The sequence below is a fragment of the Thermicanus aegyptius DSM 12793 genome (assembly GCF_000510645.1).
Taxonomy (GTDB): domain Bacteria; phylum Bacillota; class Bacilli; order Thermicanales; family Thermicanaceae; genus Thermicanus; species Thermicanus aegyptius.
In genome coordinates this window covers 2,253,389-2,278,176 of sequence record NZ_KI783301.1, presented here as the reverse complement: position 1 = coordinate 2,278,176, position 24,788 = coordinate 2,253,389, and the positions used below count along the sequence as shown (strand labels likewise).

At 52.1% G+C, this 24,788-nt stretch carries 20 protein-coding genes and 1 riboswitch; of the genes, 15 read left to right on the top strand and 5 right to left on the bottom strand.

Annotation, left to right across the window (positions count from 1 at the left end; genetic code table 11):
• Positions 1–13: 13 nt before the first annotated feature.
• From THEAE_RS0112065 to murA, 5 genes are all read left to right on the top strand, one after another.
• The gene (locus THEAE_RS0112065; RefSeq protein ID WP_005581827.1) at positions 14–994 is read left to right on the top strand and encodes a hypothetical protein; all 981 of its coding nucleotides are present in this window, start codon (positions 14–16) and stop codon (positions 992–994) included.
• Positions 995–1,076: 82 nt separating this feature from the next.
• The gene (locus tag THEAE_RS0112060) at positions 1,077–1,385 is read left to right on the top strand and encodes an EscU/YscU/HrcU family type III secretion system export apparatus switch protein (protein WP_005581826.1); all 309 of its coding nucleotides are present in this window, start codon (positions 1,077–1,079) and stop codon (positions 1,383–1,385) included.
• Entirely contained in the window at positions 1,382–1,876 is a 495-nt protein-coding gene (locus THEAE_RS0112055) for a YraN family protein (protein ID WP_005581824.1), read from the top strand. Before THEAE_RS0112060 ends, THEAE_RS0112055 begins: the two co-directional genes overlap by 4 nt.
• Positions 1,877–1,982: 106 nt before the next feature.
• Positions 1,983–2,711: a glycerophosphodiester phosphodiesterase gene (locus tag THEAE_RS0112045; RefSeq protein WP_028987659.1), complete on the top strand. Its 729-nt coding sequence runs from the start codon at positions 1,983–1,985 to the stop codon at positions 2,709–2,711.
• A 103-nt stretch (positions 2,712–2,814) separates the two neighbouring features.
• Positions 2,815–4,116, top strand: a complete 1,302-nt coding sequence (gene murA / locus THEAE_RS0112040; RefSeq protein WP_005581821.1) for a UDP-N-acetylglucosamine 1-carboxyvinyltransferase — start codon at positions 2,815–2,817, stop codon at positions 4,114–4,116.
• 75 nt (positions 4,117–4,191) lie between these two features.
• On the opposite strand, the gene THEAE_RS0112035 is transcribed toward murA, so the two are convergent.
• On the bottom strand, positions 4,192–6,135 hold the full coding sequence (locus THEAE_RS0112035) for an AMP-binding protein (protein ID WP_028987658.1): 1,944 nt from the start codon (positions 6,133–6,135) through the stop codon (positions 4,192–4,194).
• Between the two features lie 651 nt (positions 6,136–6,786).
• On the opposite strand from THEAE_RS0112035, the gene THEAE_RS0112025 reads away from it, so the two are divergent.
• The 3 genes from THEAE_RS0112025 to THEAE_RS0112015 all read left to right on the top strand — a co-directional run bounded on the left by THEAE_RS0112025 (position 6,787) and on the right by THEAE_RS0112015 (position 11,827).
• Positions 6,787–8,934, top strand: a complete 2,148-nt coding sequence (locus tag THEAE_RS0112025; protein WP_028987656.1) for a hydantoinase/oxoprolinase family protein — start codon at positions 6,787–6,789, stop codon at positions 8,932–8,934.
• A gap of 41 nt (positions 8,935–8,975) precedes the next feature.
• The gene (locus tag THEAE_RS0112020) at positions 8,976–11,258 is read left to right on the top strand and encodes a hydantoinase B/oxoprolinase family protein (RefSeq protein WP_028987655.1); all 2,283 of its coding nucleotides are present in this window, start codon (positions 8,976–8,978) and stop codon (positions 11,256–11,258) included.
• A gap of 74 nt (positions 11,259–11,332) precedes the next feature.
• On the top strand, positions 11,333–11,827 hold the full coding sequence (locus THEAE_RS0112015) for an acetone carboxylase subunit gamma (RefSeq protein WP_005581818.1): 495 nt from the start codon (positions 11,333–11,335) through the stop codon (positions 11,825–11,827).
• Between the two features lie 243 nt (positions 11,828–12,070).
• Here the strand turns inward: THEAE_RS0112015 and THEAE_RS0112010 are convergent, their stop codons facing one another.
• Positions 12,071–14,026, bottom strand: coding sequence for a sigma-54-dependent Fis family transcriptional regulator (locus THEAE_RS0112010; protein WP_028987654.1), 1,956 nt, complete (start codon positions 14,024–14,026; stop codon positions 12,071–12,073).
• 228 nt (positions 14,027–14,254) lie between these two features.
• Between THEAE_RS0112010 and THEAE_RS0112005 the strand changes: the two genes are divergently transcribed.
• The 7 genes from THEAE_RS0112005 to THEAE_RS20840 all read left to right on the top strand — a co-directional run bounded on the left by THEAE_RS0112005 (position 14,255) and on the right by THEAE_RS20840 (position 20,861).
• Positions 14,255–14,695, top strand: coding sequence for a universal stress protein (locus tag THEAE_RS0112005; protein WP_005581815.1), 441 nt, complete (start codon positions 14,255–14,257; stop codon positions 14,693–14,695).
• A gap of 89 nt (positions 14,696–14,784) precedes the next feature.
• Positions 14,785–14,986: riboswitch (cobalamin riboswitch) on the top strand.
• A 216-nt stretch (positions 14,987–15,202) separates the two neighbouring features.
• Entirely contained in the window at positions 15,203–16,216 is a 1,014-nt protein-coding gene (locus THEAE_RS0112000; protein ID WP_028987653.1) for an ABC transporter substrate-binding protein, read from the top strand.
• Positions 16,217–16,244: 28 nt separating this feature from the next.
• Complete coding sequence (gene cobD / locus THEAE_RS20850) at positions 16,245–17,435, top strand: threonine-phosphate decarboxylase CobD (protein ID WP_052329973.1); 1,191 nt, start codon at positions 16,245–16,247, stop codon at positions 17,433–17,435.
• The gene (gene cobU, locus THEAE_RS0111990) at positions 17,432–17,983 is read left to right on the top strand and encodes a bifunctional adenosylcobinamide kinase/adenosylcobinamide-phosphate guanylyltransferase (protein WP_028987652.1); all 552 of its coding nucleotides are present in this window, start codon (positions 17,432–17,434) and stop codon (positions 17,981–17,983) included. The genes cobD and cobU overlap by 4 nt, the downstream gene beginning before the upstream one ends.
• A complete protein-coding gene (locus tag THEAE_RS20845) occupies positions 17,980–18,693 on the top strand; it encodes an adenosylcobinamide amidohydrolase (RefSeq protein WP_052329971.1) in 714 nt (237 codons plus the stop codon). Before cobU ends, THEAE_RS20845 begins: the two co-directional genes overlap by 4 nt.
• Positions 18,690–19,646, top strand: a complete 957-nt coding sequence (gene cbiB, locus THEAE_RS0111980; RefSeq protein WP_028987651.1) for an adenosylcobinamide-phosphate synthase CbiB — start codon at positions 18,690–18,692, stop codon at positions 19,644–19,646. The genes THEAE_RS20845 and cbiB overlap by 4 nt, the downstream gene beginning before the upstream one ends.
• Before the next feature lie 129 nt (positions 19,647–19,775).
• Entirely contained in the window at positions 19,776–20,861 is a 1,086-nt protein-coding gene (locus THEAE_RS20840; protein ID WP_245605554.1) for a YifB family Mg chelatase-like AAA ATPase, read from the top strand.
• On the opposite strand, the gene THEAE_RS20835 is transcribed toward THEAE_RS20840, so the two are convergent.
• The 3 genes from THEAE_RS20835 to THEAE_RS0111960 form a co-directional block, all read right to left on the bottom strand.
• On the bottom strand, positions 20,803–22,410 hold the full coding sequence (locus THEAE_RS20835) for a recombinase family protein (protein ID WP_039944451.1): 1,608 nt from the start codon (positions 22,408–22,410) through the stop codon (positions 20,803–20,805). The two genes, THEAE_RS20840 and THEAE_RS20835, sit on opposite strands and share 59 nt — an antisense overlap.
• 173 nt (positions 22,411–22,583) lie before the next feature.
• Positions 22,584–24,056 carry an RNA-guided endonuclease InsQ/TnpB family protein gene (locus THEAE_RS22130; RefSeq protein ID WP_084213537.1) on the bottom strand — a complete coding sequence of 491 codons (1,473 nt, stop codon included), beginning with the start codon at positions 24,054–24,056 and terminating at the stop codon, positions 22,584–22,586.
• A complete protein-coding gene (locus THEAE_RS0111960) occupies positions 23,986–24,732 on the bottom strand; it encodes a DUF5131 family protein (RefSeq protein ID WP_028987650.1) in 747 nt (248 codons plus the stop codon). The genes THEAE_RS22130 and THEAE_RS0111960 overlap by 71 nt, the downstream gene beginning before the upstream one ends.
• Positions 24,733–24,788 lie beyond the last annotated feature (56 nt).

Sequence of the window (24,788 nt, the reverse complement as noted above, 5' to 3'; positions counted from 1 at the left end):
GGGAGGGAAGAGGATGATATCCAACCTGATGGTGGAAATCCTGAGAGTTTTGCCCCAGGAACAGAGGGATCTAGGTTATCATGTCAAGGCGGAAGATGCGAATCAAAAGGGATTGGCACGGAATCGGGGCGACACCCCCCTTCCCCCGCTTCGATTGGATTTTTCCTCCCTGAAGGAGTGGAAAGAGTTTTTTCCTTCCATGGAGTCTTCCCGCCTCTCCACGCTCCTTAAGTTCATGGGAGAGCACTCCCTTCCCTTTACACCGGAAGTCGCCCTCGCCTTAGACTCTTTTCTCTTCGGCCCTCCTCTGGCGGCTCGGATGGGGGAACTCCTACGCCTTCTTTCCCAGGATTCTTCCTCCACCGTAAAGGAACTGAGGGAATTATGGGGACAAATGGTCAAAAACTTCTCCCTGGAAGAGATGGCCAGGATCGGAATCAAAGGAGAAGGGGAGAGGTCCTTTCCCCTCTTTCTGTTCGCGTCGATGCAGGAGCTCCTGCACCGATTAAAAGGAGAGAAGGCGCACGCTTCCTCCCAGCGATGGATTCGTGATATTGATCTCTGGTTCACAGGGCAACAATTCCTCCTCCGTCAAGATGGGGAGGCGAACTATTTCCATACCCTCCTTCAGTTTCCTTTTTATCATAGAGATGAACCTCTCCATTCCTTCATGGAGATCATCGGGAGGCGGAAGGGGAAGGAGATGGACCCGTCGTATTTCTCTCTTTCCCTCTCCATGGAGCTTCCTTTATTGGGCGAGATGGCCCTTCGCCTCTATGTGGCGGGGCGAAATGCTTCCCTCTATTTCTTCTCCGATTTGGAGAACGGGCATCGCCTTCTCATGGAAGAGAAGGAGAAGATGATGGAGGGGCTTAAGGCGCTGGGATATCGCTTAGAAGAGGTAAGATGGGCTCCCCTCTCTTCTTTGAAAAAAGCGGTGGAGGGAGGAACGGTCTCCCCGTTTCCTGCCCCCCACATCGACCATCGGGTGTGAAAATTACTGCTTACCAAAACCATTCACCGGGTCTTAAACGATAAATGATGAGCGGGACTTTCCGGAGAAAGGAGGCGTTCCTTTGACCAAGCGGGGATGGAAGTTGGAAAAACAAAAGGCGGCTGTTGCCTTACGTTACCGTCTGGGAAAAGATCGGGCTCCAAAGGTGGTGGCCAAGGGACGCGGAAAAAGTGCGGAGAAAATCTTAAAGCTCGCTCGGGAACATCAGGTTCCTCTGTATAAGGATGAAGCGTTAACCTCCCTCCTGATGAAGGTGGAAGTGGACCAGACGATTCCTCCGGAGCTATATCGGGTAGTGGCGGAGGTATTAAGCATGATCTATCGGATGGAAAAAAGGGCGGAACTTTTGCGCAGGGAGGGAGGAAGATGAAAGAAGATGCTTCCTACAACCCGGCAGCGAAAAAATTAACTCGTGCAAGGGAAAAAGAGAATCATCTCGGGATTGAAGAGGGGGAGCGGAGAGGGGTGACGCATCGGGGAGAAAACGAACCTTTGCGGTTACATAAGAAGGAATTGGGGAATAAAGCGGAGGAGGATGCCTCCCGCTATCTTTCAAAGCGGGGGTACCAGATTCTGCACCGCAATTACCGCACTCGTTTTGGAGAAATTGACCTCATCTGCGAACGGGAAGGAACCCTCATCTTCGTGGAGGTTCGTTCCAAGAGAAGCCTCGCCTTTGGTACCGGAGCCGAATCGGTGATCCGTAAAAAACGGGAGAAAATCCGCCGCGTGGCGGAACAGTATCTTCTCTCCCATAAGCTGACGGAGCGAAGAATTCGTTTTGACGTGATTGAGATTCACTATGGCCGGGAAAAGGATGAGATCGAAGCACATCTGCGCCATCTGGAAGGTGCTTTTTAATGGGTGGGGGAACCGGAGCGGGGAGCTCGGTTTCACATCGATCCATCGAAGAATGTATGGAAAAATATGAGAAAAGGCGTTTTTGACGGCCTGGAAAGGAGAAACGATGCGGCCCCTTATCTTTGCCCATCGAGGCGCATCGGGAGATGCCCCCGAGAATACGATGTCCGCTTTTCGCCTAGCCCTGGAACAGGGGGCAGATGGCATTGAACTGGATGTACAACGGACCGCCGATCGCAAATTGGTGGTGATTCATGATGAGACTTTGGAGCGAACCACCGACGGGAAAGGATTGGTCGCCACCAAAACATACAAAGAACTGAGTCGGATGAATGCAGCCGCCCACTTTGGAAACGGCTATGGAGGGGAACCGGTTCCTCTCTTGGAAGAGGTTCTGGCTTGGATTGCCTCAACCTCTCTTTTGCTAAACATCGAACTGAAGAACGGCATCCTCCCCTATGAAGGAATGGAGAAGGAAGTGGTAGAATTGGTGCGCCATTATGGGCTGAGCGACCGGGTAATCCTCTCCAGCTTTAATCACTATAGCCTCGTCACGTTGGGAAGGATCGCCCCTGAGATGGAACGGGCCATTCTTTATGTGGCCGGGCTTTATGAGCCCTGGGAGTACGCCGGGAGAGTTGGGGCCACATCCCTCCACCCATATTTCTATAATGCGGTGCAGGAGATCATCCAGGGAACGAAAAGGGCAGGAATGAAGATTCGTCCCTGGACCGTCGATCGGGAAGAAGATCTCTCCCGGATGATATCCCTCGGCGTCGACGGAATTATTACCAATTATCCGGCGAGGACGAAGAAAATTCTTATGAGTATGTAAAACTTGCTTTGTTTCTCATGGGAAAGAAGTTATTCATCTGGAAAATTGAGGAATACTAACCGGGTCACAGATCACGTGAATCTTCCCGCCAGGAGGTTTGCCCATGCGCTATCTACAGATCCAAGGCAGGAATCGAATCGAGGGCGTCGTTTCGGTCCAAGGAGCGAAAAACAGTGCCGTCGCTTTGCTTCCGGCAGCCCTGTTAGCCGATGGAGAGGTTCTTCTTCACCACATCCCTCAGATCCGGGATGTGGAGGTGATCTTCTCCATCTTCCGTCAACTTGGGGTGAAGTTCACCCGGGAAGGAAGGGGGAGCGTAAGAATCGATCCTACCGGGATGAATGGAAAACGGGAGATTCCCGGGGAATGGGCGAAACAATATCGGGCTTCCTATTATTTTATCGGTTCCCTGATCGGACGCCTTGGCAGCCTTTTGATCGGATTGCCTGGAGGCGATGATTTCGGCGCAAGGCCCATCGATCAGCATCTAAAAGGCTTTCGGGCGATGGGGATGAGGATCGTTCGGAGCCGGGACGGTCTCTATCTTCAGGCGGAGAAGGTAAAAGGGGCGAAGATCACCTTTGACGTCATTACATCCGGCGCCACGATCAACATGATTCTTGCCTCGGTGAAAGCGGAAGGGGAGACGATTCTCCAAAATGCCGCCCGGGACCCGGAGGTGGTGGATCTCTGCAATCTTCTGATGAAGATGGGGGCAAAGATCTACGGAGCCGGAACGGATACGATTCGCATCGTCGGAGTCAAGAGGCTCCGTGGGGCAGAGCATACCATCATTCCCGACCGCCTCATGGCAGGGACTTTCTTAATCGCCGGCCTCGCCACAGACGGCGCGGTGGAGATCCGAAACGTGATTCCGGAACATTTGACTCCCCTTTTGCGCAAACTGGAGGAGATGAATGCCCGCTTTCACGTGGGAGAGGAAAGCCTCTATGCGGAAGGAATTCAATCTCTCAAAGCCACCAGGGTTCGGACCGGGATGTATCCGGCTTTTGCCACCGATCTCCAGCAACCCCTAACGGCACTGATGCTAAAGGCGATGGGAAGAAGCATCGTGACGGAGACGGTTTATCCGAACCGCTTTTCCCACCTTCCCGAACTCCTCCGCATGGGTGCCCGGATTGAGCGGAGAGAAGCGACCGCCCTCATCCGAGGAGGGATTTCCCTTGCCGGCGCCGATGTACAAGCTACCGATGTACGGGCAGGGCTTGCACTCCTCATCGCCGGGATGATGGCGGAAGGGGAAACCCGCCTCTTTGGGGTGGAGCATATGGAACGGGGAGTGGAGGATCTCGTTCCTACCTTTCACCGGCTTCAGGTTCCCATCGAGATCCGGAAGGCACAAGATTGGGGAGAGGAGACGGGGGATTCCACCATGATCGGATAATTTCTCAGGATCTGGCTCGTTTTCACGGGGATTTCTCCGCCTCCTATCGCCGGTTCCCGTCTCAACCAATAAACCTTACCCTTCCTGCCGTTTTCCCCCGATCTCGGAGATGGCTGCCGGGTTTTCCAGGGCGGAGAGATCGCCTGCTTCCTGAGCCAGGTAGGAGGCGCGAATCGCCCGGCGTAGGATTTTTCCGTTTCGGGTCTTCGGCAGTTCCTGAATAAAATGAAGCTCCTTCGGTTTAAATGCTTTCCCCATTTGCTCCACGATGGAGCGGATCAAATCCTCTTTCAAAGAGGGAGAGGGTTCAACCCCAGGTTTTACCACGACGAAGCAGACCATCGCCTCTCCCTTCATCTCATCGGGAACCCCGATCACTCCCGCTTCTACCACACTCTCATGGTCGACCAGGATCGATTCCACCTCGGCGGGTCCAATCCGTTTTCCGGCCACGTTTAGCGTATCATCGGAGCGGCCGGTGATGGTCCAAAACCCCTCCTCATCCTGAATCACCCAATCTCCATGGACCCACACCTCGGGCCAACGGCTAAAATAAGCCTCCTCATAACGTTTTGGCTCCTCCCAAAAACCGCTGGCCATCCCTACCCAGGGTTTTTTGATCACCAGCTCTCCCACTTCCCCCCGGACCGGTTCCCCCGTCTCGTTGTAGATATCCACATCCATTCCAGGGACGGGCGCGTTAAAGGAGGCGGGGGCGATCGGTTTGATCAGGAGATTGCAAAGGATTCCGCCGGATATCTCCGTTCCTCCGGAGTAGTTAAAAATCGGTACTTTTCCGCCCAGAACGTTTTGAAATAACCACATCCATGGCTCATGATTCCACGGTTCTCCCGTAGAGCCGACCACCCGCAGGGTCCTTACCTCATGGCGTTTTTCCGCGCCTTCAAACCGCATTAAGGACCGGATCAAGGTGGGGGAGACGCCCAGATGGGTGACCCGGTGTTTTTCTACGATTTCCCATAACCGGTCCGGAGCGGGGAAGTCGGGGCTTCCTTCGTAGAGGAGGGCGGCGGCTCCATTGAGGAGCGCGCCAAAAACCATGAAGGGGCCCATCATCCAACCCATATCGGTGTACCAGAAGAGGATCTCCTCAGGATGTAAATCCATGGCGAATCCGGCATCGAAGGCTGCCTTGATGGGAAAGCCGGCGTGGATGTGGATCGTCCCCTTCGGCTTTCCGGTGGTGCCTGAGGTATAGAGGAGCATGAAGGGATCCTCGCTATTCATTCGTTCTGTGCTTTCGCCCCATTCATGGGGTTTTTCCACCTCTATCCAATCCACATCTCGCCCCTCTACCCAAGGGATCTCGATTCCCAAACGACGGACGACGAGGACCTTTTCAATGGACGGGGCGAGGGAGGGGATGAGCTCCGCCTCTTCCTTCATGCGAATCCCCTTTCCCCTGCGGAGGAATCCATCGGCCGTCACGAGCAGCTTCGATGAAGAGGCATGGGCCCGCTTGGCCACTGCTTCGGCTCCATACCCGGAAAAGGCGGGAGTAAAGATGGCTCCTATTTTTGATAGCGCTAACATCACCGCCACCGTTTCTGGAATCATGGGGAGGTAGAGGGTGACCCGGTCTCCGCGGCCAATTCCCAGACGTCGTAATCCTCCCGCCACGCGTTCCACCCACTCCGCCAATTGGGAATAAGTGTATCTCTTCGTTTTTCCATCCTCCCCCTCCCAAAGGAGGGCGAGGTGTTCTTTCGTCGCGGGGTTTCGGCTCCATTTTTCCAGAGCATTATGGACCACATTGATCTTGCCGCCCACGTACCAATGGGGCCATTGGATCCCCTGGGATAGATCGAGCACCCTTTCATAGGGCTGAAACCATTCGATGCCCAATGCCTTCTCCACTTCTCCCCAGAACCAGCCGATATCCCTGACGGAGGCTTGGAAGAACTCCTCATAGTTAGTAAACCCCAGTTGCTTCATCCAGCGATCGAGACGGGTTGCTTCAATCCATTTCGGATCGGGAAACCAAACCGCTTTACCCATGTGTACCTCCCCTTTCGATTTTAAAAGAAAAATGAGAAAACATCATGATTTATGATGATTAACAGATCACCGAAGATAAAGAAAACGGAGACTGCTCATCGAGGACCGCTAAAAAGAATTTTCATACGAAATAAGAGCTTCTTCGCCTGTTGTGTAATACAACAGACTTCGATCTCTGCGATCATTCCGTTCGTCCTCACTATACAACGGGGGTGATAAACTGTCAATCCCCAAATAACAAAGGGGTTTTTTCAAATCTCGTCCGAATTACACCTGTCTCATTCTGTAGTGATACAGTTGTTTCGTTTTGCAACACATGGAAGGTCGGCTTATTCTCCTCCCGGTTCAACACCGGTTCAGAGAATTGGCTCGTTTCACGTTTTCATCCGATCATGTTGCCGCCATCGGATCTTGGAAATCAAGGGAGAAGGGGGCGGTGCCCGCCGCCTGGTATCAAAGGAGAGAAGGTGCAATGACCGCAGCATGGAGGCGAAGAAGACGAACATGGGTGTTTTGGCATGGTACTTGCAACGGATGGGGTAGGAAGGGAAGAGCAGAGGGGGCTCATCCTTCTCCTCCAAAGGACAAAAGGGGTAGAAGAGAGAAGACCCGCTTCCTGACCATGAAAATAAAGAAGGGGTGATTCAACAGATGGCGATGAGAAGTCCGCAAATTCTCGCGATTGATGCGGGAGGCACCATGACCGACACCTTTATCATTGATGACCGGGGAGAGTTCGTGGTGGGGAAAGCCCAATCTACACCGGAGGATGAATCGGTGGGGCTCCTTAATTCTTCCCGGGACGCCCTCTCCCAGTGGGAGATTAAAGTCCGGGATGCTTTCCCACAGATGGTGGCAGGGGTTTACTCCGGAACGGCGATGTTGAATCGCCTCGTCTCCCGGAAGGGAAGACGTGTTGGCCTGATCACCAACAAAGGGATGGAAGATTTTCACCGCATGGGGAGAGCGATTCAGTCTTATCTGGGGTATTCATACTCCGATCGGATCCACTTAAACACCCACCGCTATGATCCTCCCCTGGTTCCCAGGGAATGGACGAGGGGGGTGACGGAAAGGGTAGATCTCTTCGGAAACGTGGTGATCCCCCTTTACGAACACGAGATTGATCCGGCAGTGAATGAACTCCTCGACGAGAATGTGGAGGCGATTGTGATCAGCTTCCTCCATTCGTATAAGTACCCGGATCACGAGCGCAGGGTGAGGGATCGGGCGAAAGAGATCATCGCGGCGCGGGGCCTTTCCATCCCCGTCTTTGCTTCCGTCGATTACTATCCTGTTCGCAAGGAATCCCATCGGACCAACACCACCATTATTGAAGCCTATGCGGCAGACCCCTCCCGGCAGACTTTTTCCAAAATCGACAAACGGATGAAAGAAGAAGGGGCCCACTTTGATCTTCGGGTGATGGCGAGCCACGGTGGAACGATCAGCATTCGAGCCAATGAACTGGCCCGAACCCTCGTCTCGGGTCCCATCGGCGGGGGGGTGGGGGCGAAATACCTGGGGGATTATCTGAAGCTGCCGAACATCGCCTGCTCCGACATCGGCGGGACCAGCTTTGATATGGCCCTCATCACCCAGGGGGACCTAAGCATTAATTCAAGTCCCGATATGGCCCGCCTCGTCATGTCTCTCCCGTTGGTGGCCATGGATTCGGTGGGGGCAGGGGCGGGAAGTTTTGTACGGATCGATCCGAATTATAAGTCGATCACCCTGGGACCGGACAGCGCCGGTTACCGGGTGGGGGTCTGCAACCCGGCCGGAGGGGTTGATACGGTGACCGTCTCCGATTGCCACGTGGTCCTGGGCTTGATCAACCCGGACAATTTCCTGGGAGGTGAGGTGAAGCTTTATCCGGAACGGGCTTACCAGGCCATCAAGGAGCAGATCGCGGATCCTTTGGGGTTGACGGTGGAAGATGCGGCCTATGGGGTGATTGATCTCCTCGAATCGCAGCTCAGGAATTACTTGGAGTCCATGATCCTGGGGAAAGGCTATACCCCCTCCCAATACGTCTGCTTTTCCTATGGAGGAGGCGGCCCCCTTCATACGGCCGGCTACACGAAAGGACTCGGTTTCGAGGATATCCTGGTCCCGGCCTGGGCGGCCGGATTTTCCGCCTTCGGGTGCGGGGCGGCCGATTTTGAATACCGTTACGATAAAACCTTGGACATTAATGTAAACGCCAACGCCTCCGATCGGGAGAAAGAAGCGGCCGGTGCCGCCTTACAAGCGGCGTGGGAAGAACTGGCGGAAAAAGTGGCGGAAGAGTTTGAGAAGAATTTTTTTTCCAAGGAGAAGGTGAAGTTCCGTTTCTACTTCCGCATGCAATACCAGGGGCAATTAAACGACTTGGAGATCGAATCCCCGATCCGGGAGGTAAAAACGGTGAAAGACTGGGGAGAATTGGTGAATGCCTTTGAAGAGACGTATGCCAGGGTTTATGCGAAGGCGGCCCGTTCTCCGGAGTTGGGGTACTCCGTCACCGGGGCGATCGTCCGGGGAATCGTCGATGTGCCGAAACCGAAGATTCCCGAAGAGCCCCTGCAGGGAGCAACCCCCCCGGCGGAAGCTTATGTGGGGCAAAGGAATGTGTACTGGAAAGGAGAATGGGTGAAGGCCGACATATGGAAGATGGAAGCTTTAAAGGCAGGAAACCGGGTGAAAGGATTTGCCATTCTGGAATCTTCGGCCACCACCTTTGTCGTGCCTCCCGGTTACGAGACCTATTTGGATGCCCACCGGATCTTTCACTTGAAAGAGCCGCGGAACGCATAAAAGGAACTGGAATGTGAGACAGAAAAAAGGAGGGATTTACTTTGGCCATTCGGCAAGAAGATTTAAAAGCAGGAGTAAGCCCCAATAAGGCCATTGGCTGGAACGGGAAGACCCTGAAGGAGATGCGGGAAGAGATGGACCGCATCAGCAAAGAGACGGGGCATTACGCCGGGCTTACGGAGCTTCCGTTTAAGGAATCGAATCCGATCCGTTTTGAGAAGATGTTTGCCAAACTCCGGGGAGGGGTGGTTCACGCCCGGGAAACGGCGAAACGGGTGGCTGCCTCCCCGATCGTGGAGCAGGAAGGGGAACTCTGCTTTACCCTTTATTCCCCGGAGGGGGATTCCATCGTCACGTCCACGGGGATCATCATCCACGTGGGGACGATGGGCGCCGCCATCAAGTTTATGATCCGCAACGAATATGAAGAAAATCCGGGCATCCATCCGGGGGATATCTTTTGCAACAACGATTGTCAAATCGGGAATGTCCATCCCTGCGACGTCCACACGATCGTCCCCATTTTCTGGGGAGATGAACTGATCGGCTGGGTGGGAGGCGTCACCCACGTCATCGACACGGGCGCCACCGCGCCGGGAAGCATGACGGTGGGACCGGTCACCCGCTATGACGACGGGTATCAGATCGCCTGCCGCAAAATCGGTCAGAATGATACCCTTTCCCGGGATTGGCTCATTGAAAGCCAACGTTCCATCCGCACGACCAAATATTGGCTGTTGGATGAACGGACCCGGATTGCCGGCTGCCACATGATTCGGGATCTGGTCCTGCAGATGGTGGAGGATGAGGGGATTGATGCCTATAAGCAGTTCATCCGGGAAGTGATTGAAGACGGGCGGCGGGGATTTATCAATCAGGTGAAAACACTCACCATTCCTGGAAAGTACCGAGGCGTCTCCTTCGTCGATATTCCTTATCGGAATGTGGATGTCCCTCCCTATGCCCGGATCGACACCATGATGCATGCTCCCCATGAGATGACCATTCACAAGGATGGGAAGTTCCAAATTGATTTTGAAGGGGTAAATCGCTGGGGATGGCACAGCTATAACGCAACCCCGGTATCCATCACCAGCGGCATCTGGGTGATGCTCTCCCAGACCCTCGTCCCCAATGACCGGATCAATGACGGCGCTTACTTTGCCAGCCGATTTGATCTACCGTACGGTTCCTGGCTCAACCCCGATGATATCCGCACCGCCCATAGTTACGCGTGGCACTTCCTCGTATCGGCCTGGAGCCCCCTGTGGCGTTCCCTAAGCCGAGCCTATTTTGCCCGGGGATACTTGGAAGAGGTAAACGCAGGGAATGCCAATACCAGCAACTGGCTGCAAGGAGGCGGATACAACCAGTTTCATGAGAATCATGCGGTGAACAGTTTTGAGTCGGCGGCGGAAGGGGTAGGCGCCGGTGCGGTAAAGGATGGAATTGATCACGCCGCCGCGGTTTGGAACCCGGAAGGGGACATGGGGGATATGGAGATCTGGGAATTGGCCGAACCCCTGATCTACCTGGGCCGAAAGATAAAACCGAATACGGGAGGAGCGGGCAAATACCGGGGAGGAAATGGGTATGAGAGCCTGCGCATGGTTTGGGGTGCGAAGGATTGGACCATGTTCTTCATGGGGAACGGTTATGTATCGAGCGACGGGGGGCTCATGGGCGGATATCCGGCTGCATCGGGATATCGTTTTGAAGCCCATGGCACTGATTTGAATGAACGGATCGAAAAGAAACTGCCCATCCCGCTGGGAGGCGATCCCGATCCCGGCAATCCCCAGTATGAGAAGGTGATGAATGCCAAAGAGGTATACCGGGATAAGCAGGCGATCACCACAGAGGCCATCTTCGAGAATTATGATCTTTACCTCAATTATCTCCGAGGGGGCCCTGGATTCGGCGACCCCCTGGAGAGGAGACCGAAGGCGATTGAACAGGATCTGAATGGTGGCCATCTTTTGCCCGACTATGCGGAGAAGGTGTACGGAGCCGTCATTTCACGGAATGAGAAAGGGAAATGGGTGGTGGATGAAGAAAAGACGGAAGAGCGAAGGAGGAAGATCCGGCAGGAGCGGATCAAAAGAGGCAGGCCGACGCGGGAATGGATGGAGATGGAACGGGAAAAAATTCTGAAGAAAGAGGCAGCCATCCAGGTGCGCCACATGTATGCTTCCAGCTTCGCCTTAAGTGGTCGCTTTCTCCAGGAATTCCGTGCTTTCTGGAATCTGCCCGACGAATGGGAATTGACGGAAAGCGAGTTAGCGCAGGAGATGCCCATCTTCGGAGCGCATCGCCGCAACTAAATTCACTCTTCCGGTGCGTCGGGGAGTCATTAGGCGATTTTTGCGGGAAAGAGCCAAAAAGGGAGGGATCACAGATGGCGAAATATGAGAAGAAGACCATTGAAGAATTGATCGATGGGACGATTGAGTTCTTTAAGCTGAAGGAGATGCTCTCCAGTTTTAAGGACCCGGATCGCTTTGATCTATACCTGGAGATTTTGCAGGAGCGGGTTCCCTGGAAGGAGAAGATCCTCCTTCCGGCAGGCCTCCATCTCTATATCGTGGCGAAAGAAGATGGAAAACGGGTGGTGAAGTGCGATTGCGGCCATGAATTTTGCGATGCATCGGACAATTGGAAACTCCATGCGTTGGTTTATGTGAGGGATACGGAGGAGAAGCTGGAAGAGATTTATCCCAAGCTCCTGGCACCCGATCCTGCCTGGCAGGTGCTCCGGGAATATTACTGCCCTTCCTGCGGGACCCAATTGGAGGTGGAAAATGTGGCCCCTTGGTATCCGGTCATCAAGGAGTTTGAGCCGGACATCGATGCGTTCTACGAAGAATGGTTGGGGCGCCCGGTCCCGAGATAAACGCTGCTTGAGGGGAATGGTGATGCAGAACTGGAGATATTTTGTGGAATCTGATGGCGATTTTTCTACGTGCGCCCGAAAACGGGCGCATTTTCCTTTATTCGGGTATGAACCCCGCATATGAGGGTATGAACCTCGCATGAGTTCCGATGCGGTATCAGCCGTGTTCCTGGAATTTCGATGATCGGGGATAAAGAGGTGAACTTTCCGTTTTCAGAGTTGATGGAGATTTTATGACGGGGTTTATTTCATCTTTATCTTGTACTTCCGCAGTTTCCGATAGAGGGTGGATCGGGCGATGTTGCAACGTCTTGCCACTTCGGAGAGGTTCCCATCCGTCTCGAGGATAAGCTTTAGGAGCAGACGTTTTTCTTCTGCAGCCAGGGGGTTATCCTCCTCTCCTTCCCCCTCTTCTTCCGATGCCATCTCAGGTTGAAAGAAGAGGGAGGCCGGGAGATCCGTCCGCTGAATCATGTCCCCATGGGCGAAAATGAGGGCGTGTTCGATCACGTTCTCCAGTTGGCGGAGATTCCCGGGCCAGGGATGATGCATACAGAGGTTCATTACCTCTTCGTCCAGTCGCAAGACCTGTTTCTGATGCTTCATGGCGCTTTTCCGGAGAAAATATCGGCATAAGAGTGGAATGTCTTCCCTTCGTTCCCGCAGGGGAGGGAGTTTTAACTCCACCACGTTTAGGCGAAAGTAGAGATCTGCCCGGAATAGCCCTTTCGTCACCATTTCCTCCAAATTTCGGTTGGTGGCGGCCAGGATCCGAACATCCACCTGGATCGGTTTGGAGGAACCGAGCCGTATAACTTCCTTCTCTTGCAATACCCGCAACAGATAGATTTGCAGGTCCAGAGGCATCTCTCCGATTTCATCCAGGAAGAGGGTCCCTCCATTCGCCTCTTCGAATTTTCCGGCCTTCCCTTTCGGGTTCCCTCCTGTAAAGGTTCCCGGCTCATAACCGAAGAGTTCGCTGGCCATCAGTTCTTTGGGAATGGCCCCGCAGTTGATGGCGACAAAAGGTCCTTTATGGCGGAGGCTGGACCGATGAATCGCCTGGGCGAACCTCTCCTTTCCCGTACCGCTTTCCCCGGTTAAGAGGACGGGAACATTGGTGGGAGAGACTTTTCTGCCTTTTTGGATCAGTTCTTTCATTACCTGGGATTGCCCGATCAATTCCTCCCACGGGTCTTCCGGGATAAGGCGGGGAATCGGCTTTCTTTCCGACCGCTTTAGATGGAGGAGGTACCCTATTTTCTTCCCATCCGTCATGAGAAGTTGGGAGATGATTTTTAACGAACGAGAGGATAGTTCGATCTCGGTTTTGCTTTCCCGTTGTTGAAGGAGGGCTTCCCTTAGTCCGTCCATTCCGGGAAGGGACCAAAAGGTATGGAGATCCTGCATCTGAAATAAGGCAAAGGCTTTCTCCGAAGCATCGATCACCTGCAGCGTAGAGCTGAGCACCATCAGGGGGTCATTTTTATAGAGCTGCAACGTTTTAAAAAAATGATCATGCAGGAGATGATAATTCTTTTGGGAGATTTCTTTATATCCCTGTTGTATGATGGAAGCGGTCATCGTGGCGATTCCCAACGTATGGGGCTGCCCAAACTCGGTGGGCCCGGTCAGATCGATGGCACCCAGTAGTTCCCCGGTAAACGGGTCGCGGATGGGAGCGGAAGCGCAGGTCCAGGGATGGAAGCCTTCGCTAAAATGCTCATAGGAGAAAATTTGGATGGGGTGGGAGAGCGCGAGGGATGTTCCGATGGCGTTCGTGCCTGCCGTCTTCTCGCTCCAATCGGCCCCGCGAAGGAAATGAATCTCTTCCCCCTTTTTTAAAATCGGTTGGTCCCCTTCCAAATAGACGATTCGCCCATGATGGTCGGTTAACGCCACCATGTGACCGGTTCCCTTGATTTGAGAGGTTAGGTGTTGCAAGATGGGATAAGAAATCTTATAGAAATTTGATTTCCGAGTCCATTCTTTTATCTCTTCATCGGTCCATACGATCGAGGTCCTTTTCTGTTTTGGGCTTACGCCGAATTGTTCACTCCGCTTCCACGATTCCAGAACATCTTGTCGTATGGGTCCTGGGTCATGGTTTTCCAAAACATAGGTCCTCCAAAGATTGGCCAATTCATCGATCTTCTTATGCATTTCTCTGGCTGAATGAAAGGATAACTGGGGGTTCATCTTTTTCCCTCCTGTGGATTGGGGGCTTTTGCCGATAACCTGCCATTTCTTTTCCCTTTCTATGTAACAGAATTATTGTACTATTCTCTATTATATCATAATAAAAATGAAAACGATATCATGAAAATGTTTTGTGTGATTTTATTTTTCTAGCCCGGCAAGGAAGGGGAATCGCCTCCCTCCGTCGAAGTTATCATACAGATTGGATAAAGGCCGGAAGGGGAGGCGATGTTCAAGATGGTGATTCTGGTTCCGGTAGATGGATCTGACCATTCCAAAGAGGCGCTGCAGGAAGGAATGAAACTGGCCAAGGCTTTTGCCGCCAAGGTTCTTATCATGAACGTACAGCCCAGTTTCGATACCGCCCATACCAAGATCTTTTTCTCCAAAGAAGAAATACGTTCCTATGCCGAGGAATTGGGAGAGGCGGTGATGACTCCTTATCTGTCCCTTTTGGAAGAAGCCCACATCCCCTATGAAAAGGTTGTGGAGATGGGCAACCCTGCAGAGAAAATCGTGGAGGCTGCGGATCAGTGGAAGGCGGATTACATCGTGATGGGGGCGAGGGGGATGGGGCCATTAAGAGGTTCACTTTTGGGAAGTGTTAGTTACGGGGTGATACATCAGACGAGATGCCCGGTATTGGTGGTCAGAAAGAAAGAGGAGTAAAGTAAGGATGAATGATGTAAATTTTGATCCTGTTTAGATCCTAAGACGGTTGATTCATTCCGGTTTTTTACTATAATTAAGCTTAGATCAACTTCATATCTCTTTTAGGTCACTTAGTTGACTCGCTAAGTGTTAATAGGGAAGTCCGGTGGAAATCCGGCGCGGTCCCGCCACTGTAAGCAGGGAGAGACGTTTAGGCCGAAAGGCAGCCACTGTGTACCGTCGTGCATGGGAAGGTGAACGAATCGAGGAACTGCAAGCCAGGAGACCTGCCTAAAAGAACGGCAAGTTCCCTTCGAGGAAAAGGGCAACGGCAGAGAAGATACATAGCTTTGTATCGAAATCCGTTTGCAAAAGGAGATTTCCTGAAGGGGAAGTCTCCTTTTTCATGCCGCCATGAAGGGAAACTCGAGGATGGAGGTGGGATAGAAAGAAAAGGGAATCGATTCTGCTGTCCTTATAAAAATGTTTATGGACCAATAGACCAGTAAAAAGGAAGGGGAAAAAATGAAACAGTCGATCTTTCGTAAATTAAGCCTGTTCCTGCTTATCTTGTCGCTAGTCATGATGGGCATGATCGGGTGCAGTGCCGATCAAGGGAAACCGGAACAGAGCGCATCCGGTCAACTTTCGAATCCACAGACGACCGCCCCCACGGAAAACAACCCAACGAAAGAGAATGCCTTCCCTGTGACCGTCAAGGATGGGACGGGCAAAGAGATTACGGTGGAAAAAGCCCCTGAGCGGATCATCTCCCTCATTCCCAGCAATACAGAGATTATTTATGCGTTGGGATACGGGGATCAAATCGTAGGGGTGACGAGCAATGATAATTATCCGGAAGAGGTAAAGAACAAAGAGAAAGTGGGCGACATGAATGTAGATCTTGAGAAAGTGGTCTCCCTCCATCCCGATCTTGTGCTGGCCAACCAGTGGCATGTGACGGGACAAGTGGATCAGGTGGCCAAGATGCGGGAAGCGGGGTTAAACGTTTTGGTGGTGAACGACGCGACTTCTCTGAATCAGGTCTATGAATCTATTCGACTTTTGGCGAAAGTGACGGGCACTTCCGATAAAGGAGAAGAAGTGATTAAAGGCATGCAGGAACGTTACCGGGCGGTGGTGGAGAAAGCGAAAACGATCCCAGCCGATAAAAAGAAAAAAGTATGGGTGGAGATTTCTGCTCCCCCGGAACTTTATACCACCGGAAAGGGAACTTTTATGAATGAGCTTCTCGAAGCGGCGGGAGCCATCAATGTGGCCGCCGATCAGGAAGGTTGGCCGAAGTGGACGGAGGAGCAGGCGGTGGCGGCCAAACCGGATGTCATTTTGTTAACTTATGATTATGTACCCAATGCCGTAGAAGAAGTGAAGAAGCGTCCGGCCTGGAAGGAAGTTCCGGCGGTTAAGAATGGAGAAATCTACCAATTGAATCAGGATACCGTTTCACGCCCTGGCCCTCGTCTCATGGATGCCTTGGAGGAGATCGCGAAAGATGTTTATCCGGACGTCTTTAAGTGAGTGATCGATGATGTGAGTGGAGGTTCAAGTGGAAAGGATAGTGACGAGGATGAACCTCGAAGAGGGTCGGTTGGAGAAATATGGCCATGGGGGGGATCGGGTGAGCGCGGCGGAGAAATTCCCGTTTCATCCGGACCAGTTCCTCGACTTCAGTGCCAACATCAATCCCATGGGACCACCCCCTACGGTATATAAAACGATGGAACAGGCCATGGGGAGGATTGATCGTTACCCAGATCCGGGGAAACGGGCTTTAACCCGTAAATTATCTTCTTTGCACCACATGGAAGAGGACTTTATTCTCGTCGGGAATGGAGCGGCAGAACTGCTCTCTCTTCTCTTCCAAGCGTTCCGTCCTCGGAGGGTGGGGCTCCTATCCCCCTCTTTCGTTGAATATGAGCGGATGGCGAGGATCTACGGGGTGGAAATCGTCCGCTATGTGGCTGCGGAGGAAAATGAATACCGCCCGCATCTTCAAGAGATGCTGGCCCGATTTGAGGAGTGTGACCTGATCCTCCTGGGCACTCCCAATAATCCGACGGGCAGTGTGTATGCACGGGAAGAATTGCTTCATCTATTCGCATGGAGTAAAGCGCGACAGATTCTCTGCGTGTTGGATGAAGCCTTTATCGACTTTCTTCCTGATCAGGAGCAGGCGACCCTCCTTCCCTTTCTCCGCCACGATTCTTATTTTCTCTTGCTCCGATCCCTGACGAAGATCTATGCCATTCCCGGATTACGCTTAGGATATGCTTTGGCTTCACCCCACATGATCCGTCGGCTGGAGAGTTTTCAGGTGCCCTGGAGTGTCAATCTCCTTGCACAGGAAGTGGGACTGGCTTGTCTTGACGAGAAGGAGTATGTGGAACAAACGCGCGTGTTGATTCAGCAGGAGAGGAGCTTTCTTAACGAGGCGATTACGGAACGGCTGGGGTGGAGGGTCTATCCCTCCGCCGCCAATTACCTCTTGGTGCGTATTCTGGATCCTTTTACGGTGACGGACCTGCAGGAGGTTTTGGGAAAGCGGGGCATTCTCATCCGCAATGCCTCTTCGTATGTGGGATTAACCCCATTCCATTTTCGCATTGCGGTTCGCACGCGGACGGAGAATGCACGATTGATGGAGGAGATGGCACGGGCGCGGGATCTTCTCCTTTCGCGGGTAGGATCCGAACAGGCTCCGGTCCTTTTTGTAAAACAAGGGGAGGGAGAAAGATGACCATTCATCTGGTGTTAGGCGGGATTCGTTCCGGAAAGAGCCGGGTGGCTGAGGAGTTGGCTCAAGGAGATGGGGGGCCGGTTTCTTATGTGGCGACCAACGTTTGCATGGATGAGGAGATGAAAGAACGGATTCGTCTTCATCAAGCGCGGCGTCCCCTTTCTTGGCGAGTGATGGAAGAGCCTCTCGATTTAAAACGAATCTCATCCATCACAGAAGGGGATCGGGTGGTCTTATTGGATTCCCTCTCCGCTTGGTTAAGCAATCGGTTGTCCCCCATTCCGGAAGCGGAATGGCGCGGAGCCAGGCATAACGAAAGAATCATAGAGGACATCTCCCGTTTTCTCGAAGTGATCAAGGGGAGAGATCAGAATTGGCTTATCGTCTCCGATGAGATCGGTCTCGGCGGTGTAGCGCTCTCCCCTCTGGGGAGATGGTATGCCGATCTCTTAGGGGAATTAAACCAAAGGGTGGCGTCCGTCTCCGATGAAGTGACATGGGTAGTGGCCGGGCTCCCTCTGCGTCTTAAAGGGGAGCAAAGGGGATGAACACGTTTTGGTTGAAGCATGGGAATGGAACAGATCGTTACATGTACTCCCCTTCTTTTTGGCCCACCCTTACCTTTCAGTTACATCCCGATTACCTTTTGGTGGAAAGCGGTGAGACCATGACCACCCTGAGTTCTGCACTCTGGGGAGGTGGGCTGCGACAGATAAGTCGCTTTATTAATGGAAAGGTTCCGCTTTCTTATCACAGCGACAACCCCGAGGAGTGGGTGAAGGAGCGCCTTGCCACCTGGGGATTTGAGGAGGAAGGCACGGTGGTTCTTCTTACCGCAGCCAATTTGGAGCGAACCTCGGTGATCGAGAGGGTGGGTGATCAGTACCGGTTGGTCGTCTGCGCCACGGCAGGCCTTTCTAATACGGGACGGGTGGGGAAAGTGAAGTCTCTTTTTTCCAGTTACCTTAGCGGTACCATCAACCTTTTTCTCTTTTTGCAAGCATCGCTTACCGAGGCAGCCATGATCAATCTCATCATGACGGCCACAGAGGCAAAGTGCGCCCTGTTGCAGGATTTGGGAGTACGTACCGTAGATGGAGAAATCGCCACGGGAACCACGACGGATTCCATCGTTTTGGCGGTCCAGGGCGGGAAGGGGGAAGAGTATCCACATCATTTCGCCGGGACGGCGACGACGTTGGGAGATGGAGTGGGCAAGGCGGTCTATGCCGCCATTAAGGAGGCTTTGGCGAGATGATGCTCTCTTTGAAACTTCTCCTCGCCTATCTGGTGGATCGTGGGATTGGAGATCCGCGTTTCATTCCTCATCCGGTGGTAATCATGGGAAACATCATTCGCCGCATGGAACCGTTTTTGAGGAGAATGGCTTCATCGGAGAAGGCGCTTCGCCGGATTGGCCTTCTTTATCCTCTATGTTTGGTTGGAGGAAGCGGGGGGATTGCTTGGGGGCTCATTACGGGATTAAAGATGATTCATCCCTGGCTTTCCGAACTCCTGGAGATTTGGCTCATCTCGACGACCATCGCCTCCAAAGGATTGGCGGATGCGGCGATGGAGGTGTATGACAAGCTGAGGGAAGGAAATCTGCGGCATGCGCGCGCTTCTTTATCCATGATTGTGGGAAGGGATACGGAACACTTGGAGGAGAAAGAGGTGGTTCGCGGAGCTGTGGAGACGGTGGCGGAGAATATCGTGGATGCCATCATTTCCCCCCTTTTTTATGCCGCAGTGGGTGGTGCGCCGTTCGCCCTAGCCTATCGAGCCGCCAATACCCTCGATTCGATGGTGGGGTATAAAAACGAACGGTACCAAAACTTAGGCTGGGCTTCGGCGCGATTGGATGACGTGCTCAATATCATCCCTGCCCGCATCACCGGGATCCTGATTGTACTTCTCTCTTTCGTTTACCGCCTTGATGCCGTGGGGGCTTGGCGAACCATGTGGCGCGATGCCGGCAAGCATCCCAGTCCCAACAGTGGGATTCCTGAAGCCGGGGTGGCGGGCGCATTAGGGATCCGTTTAGGGGGATTCAATCGCTATCAAGGAGTGGAATCTTTCCGTGCCTACCTGGGAGAGCCGCTTCATCCGCTTCGGCCTTCTCACATCGTCGAAACGGTTCACCTCATGTATGGGGTGGCCAATTTCTTTATCCTCTTTCTCTCTTCCACTCTCTTCCTGCTGGGACGCTAACCTGAATCGGTTCTAAGGAAAAGGGTGATTTTTGGGAACTCATAAAAGGATTTAGACGATAGATGTAGAATACGAATGAGGATAGGAGTAATCCATGCGACATGTTGTGATATTGAGTAGATAAGGAGAATGCATCAAGTGTACGCTCGGGTATATGGAGCAACCGTATATGGGGTGGACGGACACCTCATTGAGGTAGAAATCGATTTGAGCAACGGATTGCCCACCTTCGATCTGGTAGGACTTCCCGACAGCGCCATCCGTGAATCGAGGGAGAGGGTGCGCTCCGCCATACGCAATAGTCGGTTTGAGTTCCCGCTCCTTCGCATTACGACCAATTTAGCCCCTGCCGACATGAAGAAGGAAGGCTCCTCTTTGGACCTGCCTGTCGCGGTGGGGATACTTCTTGCCAGCGGACAATTGAAAACCCCCCTTGACCTCAGGAAGATCCTCTTCGTAGGGGAACTTTCCCTGGAAGGGGGCTTGCGCCCGGTTCAGGGGCTCCTCGCCATGTTAATGGCGGCGGAGGCGGCGGGGTATGAGTTGGTGGTTATTCCGGAAGCGAACCGGAATGAGGGGGATTTGTTAGAGATTACGACTCTTCCGGCGACAAGTCTGGAGGAGGTGGTTTCATACTTGAAAAATCCCTCTCCGATACCACGTTCACGTATGAAGGATGAGGAGAAGATCGAGGAGGAGACTCTCCCTGATTTTAAGGAAGTGAAGGGACAATATCAGGCGAAAAGGGCTTTCGAGGTGGCGGCGGCGGGGTTTCATAACCTCATGATGGTGGGCCCGCCCGGTTCGGGGAAGACGATGCTGGCCCGGCGGCTTCCATCGATTCTTCCTCCCTTGACAAGGGAGGAAGCGCTGGAGGTGACGAAGATCTACAGCATTGCGGGACTAAATGAGCGGGGCACTTTGATGCGAAACCGTCCTTTCCGGTCTCCTCACCATACGATTTCGGTCCATGGACTGGTGGGAGGGGGAGCCGTCCCAAGGCCCGGGGAAGTCTCTCTGGCCCACCGGGGCGTTCTCTTTCTCGATGAGATGCCGGAGTTTACCCGCCATACCCTGGAAGTGATGCGCCAGCCGCTGGAAGATGGTCAGGTGACCATCGGCAGGGCGAGGGGGGCGCTCACCTTCCCTGCCCGATTCATGTTAATCGCTTCGATGAATCCCTGTCCGTGCGTGGAACATCCTTGGAAAAGGTAAAGTGTACAGTAACCGTCGCATTTGGCCTTCCCCTTTCTTTTGGAATCGTATGGACGACCACTTCTTTCACCAACGTCTTGATGATTTCCCTTTTCACCTCAAACGGAGGGTCTCCTTCAATTTTGCTCCGGAGATCTTTAAGTAACTCTTCCACGGAAAAAAACTGCTTCGCCATCCCATCCTCCAGCCTTAGTTCATTTTCGAGATCCGCGATTCTAAGCTCTAATGAGTCTTTCTCTTTGGATATACGTTGAAGCTGGATTTCCACATCGGTACTTCCGATCAATTTCCTACGGTAAAGGTCGAGAATGCTCTGCTTCTCTTCCTCTTTTTCGTTTAAGGCCTTTTTTACACTCTCCAATTCCGCGAGGATCTCCTTTTTATGAAATGTACGTTCCTCAAAGGTTGCTGCCATTTCCATCATGGCACTTCCAGGGTTACGGATAAAATTCACACAATCATTCCAGACCAACTCCTCCACCCATTCTGCCGGGACGTTCTTCGAAACACATTTTTCTTTAAAAGGTCCGTGATAGGAAGTTTTCCCACCGCAAAGATAAAACGCCTTTAGTTCCTTTCCAAAAACTGATCCGTGATAGGTGAGCCCACAAACACCGCATTTGATTAAGCCTCTGAGGAGATATTTCCTTTTGGAATTTCGCATGGCCTCGATCTGATTCTGTTTCAAGGCATCTTGTGCTTTTTGCCATAATTCCTCAGAAACGATTGCAGGGACTTCTCTTTTAATAAGCTCTCTTTTCTTATTTGTTCGTTTGCCATAATAATGAATTCCTTTATAGGTTGTGTTTACAATCATATTTCGGATTCTTCCGGGAAGCCATATACCGGACGTGGCAACTTTTCTTTTTCCTTGCGTAACCATGCGTGCGTCCTTTACATAAGAAGGAGGTATACCAAGCGCATTTAGATAATCCGCCAACTTGATTGTGGACATTCCCTGTTCCCCAACAAGACGATAGATTAAGCGTATCACATCAGCTTCACTCATATCAAAGCCCGGGAGAAAGTCTTCGTTGACCTCAATAAATCCATCCTTGTTCACTCGATATCCATAAGGGACAATCCCCCCCAGCCATTTGCCGGAGCGGGCCGCACGATTTGCTCCTAACCACATGCGTTCAAGGATTGTTTCCCGTTCCAGGTCCGCAACACCTGCGAGGATGGTTAGGAGAAAACGCCCAGACGGATCGCCGGTGTCGAAGGGTTCGGTCATGGAACGAATTTTAACCCCGTTTTGTTCCAGGTCATAGACTGCATTTAAAATGATTCGTGCGGATCGGCCTAGTCGATCCAGACGATAGATCAGGAGCAAGTCAATTTTCCCGGCTTTTGCGTCTTCCAAGAGCTTCTTTCCTTCCTCGCGTTCTTCGAGAGGAATAGTCCCGGATATCCCATCATCAAGATACCAATGCAATACATCTAATTGATGTAGGTCACAATATTTCTGGGCAAATTCAGTCTGGTTTCCAATTGTGCCTCTTTCTTGTTGATCTTCCGAAGATACTCTTGCGTAAATAGCTACTTTCATAAAGATCACCTTACATATTTTTTTGGGGGGGCTGGAGGGAAGTCGGATGAAGTTGATAAAATATAAACTAACCTCCCTTAGTTTTATTATGGGAGGTTAACTGACATCTTCCCACCCCTAAAGGGGTTTGGTTCCCCTTCGGGGATAGTCGGTTCGCAGATGTCCAAACAGGCTTAAGCAGCCCGCCTGAACGTCCCCTGTCCTCGGCCTAGCGGTGTGGTTTTTCTCCACACAAACAGGTTGACTGCTGGGCGTGCCAGTGCGCCCACTACTCCCACCGGGTCCGGCCAAGCCTGACCCGTCTCACGGAGATATCTTTGCAAAATGTTGTACGCGCCCACCAAGTCGGCGTTCAGCGCAAGACCGCAATGGACGAATAATCCTCGGTAAACCCTGGCTTTTTTAGTTCTCCTGGAGCATACCGGGCAGGTGGTGCTGGTGCTTTTTTCCGACACTTTAATTACCCGAATGCCCGCAAGGGCTGCCTTGTAGGTGAGCAAGCTTATTATCTTGCTGAAGGGCCAGGTGTGAAGTTTCTGATTCCCCGCGTCTCCCCAATCTTTGTCTGCGCGAATACCCTTTAATTCGCCGACTAGGATGGTGGAAACGTTGTGGGCAACGGCCAGGTCCACCAGCCATTTTGTCAAGGCGTGCAGATAGTGGCTGCGTTGCCTTCCCCATTTGGCGTTGATTCTGATGCACTTTCTGCTGGTTGATTTCGTGCATTTCGCCTTTTCCTTCTGGAAGTACCGGTCAAGGGCCAAAAGCTCGCCTCCGGGCACGAGAAATGAAAACCCATCCGTGATTAGTCCGGCCACAGTGTTCACGATCCCAAGGTCAAGAGACATGACCTGGCCGGTTTCACGGTACTTAATTGGCACTTTATGGACAATGTGCACGTACCAATCCCCGCTCGTGGGGTCGCAGGACAACTTGACCTGCTGAACTTTGCCCAAGGTGGTATCAGGAGGAAGGTGGTATTCCAAAACCATTTCCCGCCTCGCGTAGGTCTTGGGCAACCTCACCTTGACATGGTTGCCCGGCAGGATTTCAAAAGCCTTCTGTTTAAAGGTTATGGTGCTTAATGGTTCCTTTTTCCGGAATCGCGGCGGACGTGCGCTTAGGTCGCCGTTTTTACGGTGAGAAAACCAGGAGCGATAGGAGTCGTCCAGTTCCCCAAGAATCTCCTGGGCGCTTTGTGAAGGTATCAGCTTGTACCACCTGTTAGTCTTGAGATCCCTACATTGTTCAACAAAATTTGGGATTTTACCAGTCTCGCCCCAGACCACGCGCCGATGATGATTGGCAGTATTCCAGAGCTTAGTTGCGAAAAAACCCAAAAGCCCCAGTAGTAGGGCGTCCTGGTCTGCGAGATAGACAATTTTGGCCCTAGACGTGATGGTTTGCATCGGTGTGTGGTTGCCGGAGTTTTTCTTCCGCGCCATCGCCCCCTGCTCCTTTCTGTCCTCTATCTTTATGATACAAAAAACGCGAAAAAACCACAACACATGTTCTCTTTTTTTCGCTTTCATCCCACAACTGAAGCCGTGGGCTTTCCTGCGTGGATTTTGTAATTTAAACGGGTTGTAAACTGACTTCCGAGTTAAGTCTTGGTCGGACAGGGAGTTCATCCCAAGTGCGGTCATCCAATGTCCTCCCGGTTCGGAACTTTTGAACGCCGCCCCATTGTTTGAAGAAAAATGCTACATCCTGATTTACACATTGATCTCTTAGCGATCTTACCCACTCAACTTTCATCGGTCTTGCTCCTGGTCCTGATTCACCACCAGCAATTACCCAATGAATACCTTCTAAATTTAAATTTTCTAAAGGACCAATTAAAGGTTCGCAAGACAGAAATCTAATTTTTGCTGGAATCTTACGAAGATCATCAATTCGGAATTTCACCCGCTCGTCTTCTACGCTCACACCTTGCCAAACGTTATCCGGCCAAGGAAGATGAGGAGCCAATTCCAATAAACGATCCGAACGTTTTGTCAAAATCTGAAACGTATGCCAATAGGCCTTTTCCATCGTTTCAAACACTTGTTGGATGAACTCAAGGGGGACATCCTTGTGAAAAAGGTCAGACATCGAGTTTACAAAGATAAGACGTGGCTTTTTCCATGTTAGAGGTAATGTGATTAAATCATGATGTAAAGTTACCTTAAATCCGTTTTTATATCGAGGGTTTCCCATTGCCTGAAGCCTTTTTGCCATCGTAGCCGCATAACAATGACGGCAACCTTCGGAAATCTTAGTGCATCCGGTTACAGGATTCCAAGTGGCTTCTGTCCATTCAATGTTCGATCTGCTTGCCAATTCATACACTCCTTTCTTAAGTGAATTATATCATACCGATTTATAAGAACAAATGA